Genomic DNA, 8,101 nt, shown 5'->3' with positions numbered 1-8,101 from the left:
GCCCTCGCCGTTGTAGGCAAAGCCCTCGTCGCCGCCGATCGGGTGGTCGATGGCGGTGACGCGGTGGCGGGCGTCGTAGGCGAAGCGGGTGACGATGCCGGCGGCGTTGCGCTGGGCGGTGCGGTTGCCGTGGCCGTCGTGGGTGTAGACACTGCGGTGGCCCTCGGGGCTCTCGACTTCGATCAGTTTGCCGTCGGCGTCAAAGGCGTAGCTCCACTCGGCCGCGCCCGGGCGCGTTGTCTGCGTGCGGTGATCGGCGAGGTCGTAGCCGTGGGTGGTGATGGCACTCGCGGGGTCGGTTTCTTTGGTCAGGCGCTGGCGGGGGTCGTACTCGAAGGTGCGGACGAGGCCGTCGGCGTCGGTGTGGGTCTTCGGGCTGCCCCAGGGCCAATAGGTCCAGCGCTGCACAAAGCCCAGCGCCCGGGTTTCGGTGAGCACACTGCCCGCCGGGTCGTAGGTATAGGTCGTGTCTTCGTCGCGCGCGTCGGTGCGCTTCTGCACCCGGCCAGGGCCGTCGTAGACCAGGGCCTCGATGCGCAGGCCGTCGCGCGTGCGCTCGATCACCCGGTTCTCGCCGTCGTGGCGCTGGGTGTGGACGATGCCGCGGCGGTCGACGTGGCGCACCACGTTATCGGCGACGTCGTGGCCCCAGAGCTGGGTCGTCCCCGGCGGGCTGGGGTCGGTCTGTTCGATGCGCTGGTTGCGCGGGCTGTAGCGCCACGTGGTGGTGCGATTCGCGGCGTCGGTGTGGCTCAGCAGGTTGCCGACTAGGTCGTAAGTCCAGCTGCGGTCGCGGCCGCCGCCCGACACTGCCGGCAGCGTGCTGCCGACGCGGCGGCCCAGGCCGTCGTAGCGGTGGGTGGTGGTATTGCCGTTGGCGTCGGTTTCGGCCAGCACCTCGCCGTGGATGCCGGGCTCGAACTCAAGCTCGCGCGCGCCGCTCTGGTTCGGCGGCAGCGTGCGCAGGATCTCGTGGCCGAGGGCGTTGTACTCGAAACCCGTCACCTCGCCGCGGCCGTTCTCGCGCGAAAGCACGCGGCTGTCGGTGTCGTAGCTCAGGCGCTCGATCAGGCCGATGCCGTCGGTGCTGGTCTCCAGACGGTTCAGCGCGTCGAAGGTGTTGACGATGACGCGGCCTGCGGCGTCGCTGATGCCGACCCGGTTGCCGGCCGCGTCCAGCGTGTAGTCAACGAACTGGCCCGGGCGCGGGCCGCTCTCGCGGATTTTGCGGCCGGCGCGGTCGTAGGCGTGGGTCACCGTGGCGCCGCTGGGGTCGCTGCTGGCGATCAAGCGACCGGCACGGTCGAAGGCCTGCTCCCAGCGGCCGCCACTGGCATCGGTGTAGCGGGTTTGCTGGCCGCGCACATCGAACACCCAGCTGCGCTGCTGCGGTGGATCGGTATTGAGCGTGGAAGCAGTTCGCCGGTCGGCGCCGTCGTAGGCGAAGGTCTCGACACGATCGCCCGGGGCTTCGATGCGTATCAGGCGATCGCGCGGGTCAAAGACCTGTACGGTTTCGCGGGCTTCGGGGTCGGTGCGACGCTCGAGGTTGCCGTTGTTGTCGTAAGCGCTGCGCGTCTCGGCCCAGGCCTCGTCGCTGATGCGCTGACGCTCCAGGGTCACAAGGTTGAGCGGGTGGGCGTACTCGAAGCGGGTTTCACGGGGCTCGCTGGCGCCGCCCTCGGTGCGCTGGGTGAGCACCTGACCCAGGGCGTTGTGGGTGTAGACGGTGACGCGCTGCAGCGGCGCGTCCGTGCGGGTGCGGTGGTTAGCGGCGTTGTAGGTGTGGCGAGTGACATTGCCGCGGAAGTCGCTCTCGCTGAGCAGGTTGCCGTTGTTGTCGTAGCTCATCAGCCGCTCGCCGCCAGCGGCGTGGCGCTGGCGCAGCAGGCGACCCTGGGCGTCGTGCTCGAAGACAGTGGTGTTGCCGCGCTCGTCGCGCTCGGTGCGAACGCGACCCTGGTAGTCGATATACCGCACGCCCGCGGCGTGGGTGATGCTGCGCACCCGGTCCAGCGCGTCGTAGGTGTAGCTGGTCTCTTCGCCCTCGCCGTTGCGCTCGCTGAGTTTACGACCGCGGGCATCGTAGCTCGCCGACATGCGCTGGCCGAGGTCATCGCTCTCGCTGGTGCGCAAGCCATGCGCGTCATAACCATAGGTAACCAGGGCACCTGCGCCATCGGTGTAGCTGATGAGGTCGCCGTTACCGCTGTAACCATACATCTCGGTGACGCCACCGCGACTCTGGCCCGTGCGGCGGCCGCGGGCATCGTAGGCGTAAGTCGTCGCGGCTTCGCGGCCATCTGTGGCCACACGCACGCGGTCCTTGATCGGGACGGCGAAGGCAGTGGGAGGCGCATAGGACCAGCTGCGGCTCAAGCTGCCGGCGCTATGGGTGACCGTTTCACTGAGCCGGTTGCCATGCAGATCGAACGTCCACGCGGTGCGGGTTCCGAGCGGATCGGTAATCGCGCGCGGCTGCAGGTGCTCGAAATCCCACTCGGTCAGCGTGGTGCCCGCGGGCGCGACCAGGCGCTCCGTCCCGCCGTAGCGGTTCATGGTGTACGTGCTGGGGCCGCCGCGGGCATCGGTGACCGTGGTGACGGTGGGCTCCAGTGGGCGCAGCCCGCCGTAGTTGAAGCTCACCGTGCCGCCATCGGTTTCGGCCAAGGTTTCAACGCGCATCTCGGGGATCGGGTACACGCTGCCATCCGGCACCTGCAGACCTGTCCAGCCAACCTGCCAGGTGTACTGACGGGCACTGTCGAGAACGCTATCGCGCGCTTCGATAAGGCGGAAACCCATGTGGTAATAGCGGGATTCACTGCCTTGGCGAAGCCAGAGGCCACCGAAATCACGGTACTGGTAGGAGTCTTCGCGGCGCGCATCGCCGCCGCCGCTTCGCACAGCACGCAGCAGGTTTCCGTCGCCAGAGTAGGAGTACGCGACGCGCTGGCCGCCGGGGCCGGTGACGGATGCGAGGAGGGTACGGTGCTGCACTGCGGGCACTCCGAGCACAGTGCGCTCCAAGCGCTGGGTTGCATAACTGAAAGTCAGGCTGCGGCCAGCACTGTCCTCGGCCCGGGTGACCTGTAGTCCGGCTGGGGTGCGGCTGTACTCGTAGGTAACGCGGTTCCTGCTCGGGTCCTCGATGTAGCTAAGGCGCACCCCACCGATGTCGCGCTCAGCGAAGTGGTAGCGAGTGCCATCCTTGCTGAAGAAGTCGAAATCCGTGCTGGAGCCCGTGACCCTGCGCAGCGTGCCGTGGAAGCCATTGCCAGAGCGGAAGCGCGGGCTGCCATCCGCGTTGACGCCGTCAGGCACGTAGCGCTGCCCCTGACCAGCAGCGCCCATGACCACATAGCTGCCGCAGCTGTCCGGCACGATCTTCGACTCGATGTCACTGTGCCAGCCACGGCCAAGCACGGTCTCGTCGTCGCCGGAATGCGAGCTGTAGGTGCGGGTAAAGCGTAGCCCTGGCCCACGGCCAGCCACGGAGATGTCGTCGGCGCTGATGACCGCATGGCCGTCGTGCACATCCACGCCCTTGACCAGGCTGCGGCCCAGCGCCAGCGCACCGCGGCGCTTTTCGCGGTGGATCAGCCGCCCGACATGGACTTCGTTCTCATCGTCCGTCCGCGCGCGCAGCTCGAATTCGTAGGCACCGAAGGGCAAACGGCCGAGTGCAAGTTCCTCCTCGAACACGCCGGCCTCGTAGGCCGCGTTGCTCAGGGCCAGCAGTGCGCTCGCGCCGCGGGCGCCGTTCTCGTCCAGTGCAAAGAACTCGAGGTCGACCCGCGCCGGGGTGCCGAGCGCGAACATGAAGCGGTTGCCGGTCTGACAGATGTAGTCCGTCTGCGTGTCGATCTCGGTGCGGATTTCGAGCAGACGCGGGAACCGGTCACCGAGCAGCGTGTCCAGCTCGGGCAAAGGCAGCCCTGGCTGCAAGCTGCCGTAGGCAGCGACGATGCCGCGCGAGAACGCCAGCTCGACAGGCTCCGACTGCAGGCTGTTGGCGGTGTTCGGGTTGAGCGCGTAGTAGGCCCGGTAGGCGCCGGGGCGGCTGAAGTCGGTGCCGCGTGGAACTTCACACTGGCGCGCACTGCGCACGAACGAGCGGAAGCAGGAGAACACCGCGCGTCCATCGGGCCCCTCGATCTCAAAGTAAACACCGTCCGGAGACTGATAGTCCACCGGCTGGATGTTCGCGTTCAGAGTGAAGCTCGCCTTCGATCGCCCGAACTCGTCGAGGGCGATCACCGAGTCGCGAATCTCCAGCTCGGGAAGCTGGACCGCCCAGGAGCGCTGCAGGCTGAACGTGCGGAGCACGCTTCCATTCGCGGTCAGATGGATGTAAGGCCAAACCTCGCCAGGCTGCTCGCCGGCTATCAGATCGAACTCGTACATGCCTTCGCCGATCTGGCGCCCGGGGCTTGCCGAGCCTCCCTCGATCATGAAACCTGCGCCGGCGGAGGGGCCGAAGATGTGGGTGAGGGGAAGGTACTGCGCACGGGCCAGGTTGGAACGCAGGCGCATGGCTGCGAAACGTCGAGGCTGGGGGAACGCCTGCGCGGTGCGCGCGACCTGCGCCCGCCAGTCGTAGCCGAATTCGACAAGCAGGAACGCGTCAGGATCGTAGGTCTCAATGCACTCCGGGTGCATGGGCACACCCTCTACCAGTCTGAGGGTACGGAACTGCCGCTCGGTCAGCACCCCCGAGGATTCCGCGCTTACGCGAATGGAGGACAAGATGAGATTGGTGGGGACAAGGGTGACGCTTCGCCGACCCTGTGAGTTGGTCCGCGTAGCGATGGCCGGCGCGGCGCATGGGTGCTCGGGCAGCAGCAGCGGCTCGGAGGGACATTCCCGGAACTCGTACAGCCTGCTCGGCAGCAACGGGGTGCCTTCCGGATTAGGTTGATTCAGGCATTCCGGCTGGTAGGAGTCGACCGCACTGAGCGCGACCTCGGCGCCACCCACGCGATTGCCGAACTCGTCCTTGGCCTCAACGTTCATGGCGTAGCGACCAATGTGGGGGAACACATCGGTGATGCCGGAATGGTCCGGTGTGTCGGTGGGGTGTACCCACTGCGTGATGTTTGTCCCAATTGCATAGAGCAGGGCCAGCTCGGCCACGGGCCCTGAAGTCATGTAGGCACTGAACGGGCGTCCGGATCGAAGCGCGCCATCGCCCCCGCTGACCGACACATCGATTTCGGTCAGGTAAGCCGTCTCGACGCCCTCCTCGTCCAGGGTTCGAACGAGAGTCTCCTGCAGCCCTTCTCCGGTTCGCGGCATTCGAAGGCGGATCTGGGCCTGGCCTCGCCGGTTCGAGTCCACCTGGTGCAGTGATCCACCTGCGCCGCCAGCCTCTTCGATGCGCGCCCCGCCTGCGCGGCGCTCGAAACGAACCCGCGCCCCGACCACCGGACGGCCAGCCACATCCAGCACGTGAACACGCAGGGGGCGATCGAGCACGCGATTGGCCTGGGCCCGCTGGAACTCGCTGGCGGCATCCAGCTGAATCAGCGCGGCGGCATTCGGATCCTCGTTCGGCAGCTCGGCGTAGGGATCCGCCAGCGTCGCTGCGAGTTCCTGGAAGTACCAGAGGCCAGGCGGCACGCTGGTGGCGCCTCCGGCATATCCGCCACTGAGAAAATAGCCACTCTCGCCGGTGTCGATGTCGTGTACGCGCCAGACGCTGCCAGTCCACGCCTCGACCGTCTGCGGACCTCGAGGCATCTGCACGTGCTTGCCCTGTGCAAGCCAGTGCGCGATCTGCTGTCTCACCGCTTCGGGATGCGCGCCGAGCGAGTCGAGGCTGCCGCCCGGCTGCAGGTTCACGACATCCTGAGCCTGCTGCAGCAGGCGATCCGCCGAAACCGCTCGCACCGCCCAGTGGTCTTCGAAGGCCTGCGACTCCAGGGCGCTGCCGTGCAGAGCCGTCAGCCGCAGCCAATCGCTCTCCAAGCCCGGGTGCTCGTTCAGAGCCACCGGCTCCAAAGGGCGCCGGGCGGCATCCAGCACCACCCCCCGAAAATCCAGGCTCTCGGCAAACCCGGCTGCGCCCAAAGGGGTGACCGCGGGCAAGGCGATGGCCAGCGCAGGTGCGGGGCGAAACACACGAAGCCCCATGACGGCGGAGCTCTCAGACTCCGCGTTGGCCCAGGACGCGAGGTAGGTTTCCGCGAAACGACTGAGGATCAGGCCGCCCAGCGGGATCCCGGAAGCGCTACCGGTCGTTTCGGGCTCGCGCACGCCATCGCCATGGGCGTCGATGGCGAAGCCTGCGATGCTGCCTGCGTGAACGAGATTCCGGCTGCGAAGACTGCCGTTAGGTGTCGCAAGCTCGATCTCCATTTCCAGCGCGGTGCCGCCGATGACCTCGCCACGCCCTGGACGCGCCGCTATGCCTTCGCTCATCAGGCTGGGCCGCAGACGGATAAGATTGAGTGGGAACGCGCCTAGCGAGCCGTTGGCATTGGTCATGTGCTGGTCTTCCACCGTGGCGGGCAGGAAGGCCAGAACGAAGCGATGCGATTCCAGATCGCCGAGTGCGACACGCGCATCCAGAAGAGGCGGCGCCTGCGGCTGTGATGGATCGTGCAGGCGCACACGCATCCACTGACGCTCTTCCTCCGGCAGAACACCGTACTCGGCATGCACCGCGATCACTGGATAGGGCGTACTGGCCGGCAGCAGGCCGATCGCCGCGGCGTCAACCTCGTGCTGACCGCGCAAGCTGCTCAGTTCAACCGGTGGCTGCAGGGCGGCCAGTTGCGCCGCCCAGCGCTGCCTCAGTTCGGGCCAGGGCAGCACGGTCTGCGGTGAGCGCAGATAGGACTGCAGCCACGACGTCATGTCATGTTGGATGCGACTGTGCACGCCTGCGCCCGCTTGGAAACTCGCCGGCTTCAGGGCGGGCATCAGCGGTATCCAGGTCGGCTCGGTGGTATCGGCGACAGTGCCGCGATAGTTGCCGTAGGGCACCCGCGCGGAGACCCAGATGTGGCGGATCTGATAGGCCACAACGCGACCGCCGGAAACGCGCGGTCGGTGAGCGATGCCGGCGGCCGTGAGCGCACGGCCAAGCTGGGCTTCAGGCACGCCGATCTGCTGGGCGAGATCGGCAACAGGCACTTCGACCACGCCCAATACATAGCGTGCTGGAGCACCACTGGCACGCAGGAGGGCTATCAGCAGGCTGGCCTGCTCGACGTCATTGCCGGCAAGGCGACGCAGGGTGCGGTCGGGGCTTTGGGTGGAGCCGGCTGACCACTCGGTACGAACGTTCGAGCGCACAAAATCGAAGAGTTCGACGTAGCGGTAGCCCATCGACTGCGCCTGGCGCAACACGCCTTCGGTGAACTGCACTTCGCCGGCGGGCAGCAGATCCTCGTCGAGCGGGAGGGGATCACTGGCGTCGGCATAGCTGGGCGCGATGGCGTTGCCCTGCGAGAGCGCGGCAGGCGCGAAGCCCGGGCGATGCACGGGCAGCTGCGCATTGACTTGCAGGGTCTGCGAACTGACCGTGGGCAGCAGCTTGCCGAGGCTGATATCGAGCTGCACCTGCGCCGCCTTGGCGTTGGGCGAAGTGCGAAGCGTTTCTGCAGCGGACAGTAGGGGTGCAGACACTTCATTCCATCGCGAAACAGATTCAGCGGCGCGCTGCTGCAGAACCGATTGGAGCGCAAGCCCGGCCGCGAGGGACTGATCGCTAAACATGGGGTAGCCGGCACGCAGCAGCAGATCGGCAGCTCGCAGCCGGTCCATCGTGGGCGCCAGCGCTTGAGCGAGCGACTTGCCGGAATCCGGCGAGCGCGTTGCACGCTGGAGTTCGGCGGCAGCTTCCGCGATGCGCTGGGAAGCGCCGGGCTGTTCCTGCAAGCGCCATGCGCTCAGGGCCTTGGAGTCGACGCCTGCCGCCAGAGCCTGGGCGGCGAGGTGCCGGGTGTCTTCGCCGGCAACCAGCAGCGGCACGATGGAGGGCTCAGCCGCCGAACGGGTGGGGGAGTCCGCCTTGACGGGCTCAACCGGGAGCGACAGCAAGAGGGTCAGGCAGGCCAGCGCAGGCACGAATCGAAGAGACATAAGCAGCCGC

General features: G+C 67.2%; 1 protein-coding gene. It reads right to left on the bottom strand.

The genetic code is table 11. From position 1 onward, the window contains the following. Positions 1-8,091: transglutaminase domain-containing protein (locus Q0654_RS14475; protein ID WP_298855001.1), on the bottom strand; the 8,091-nt coding region annotated here is incomplete at its 3' end. Positions 8,092-8,101: the final 10 nt, after the last annotated feature.

Origin of the sequence: uncultured Aquimonas sp., from assembly GCF_937888285.1 — a bacterium.
In the GTDB taxonomy this organism is placed as follows: domain Bacteria; phylum Pseudomonadota; class Gammaproteobacteria; order Xanthomonadales; family Xanthomonadaceae; genus Aquimonas.
The sequence above is the reverse complement of the archived record's forward strand: the minus strand, read 5'-3'. Positions and strand labels throughout refer to the sequence as shown.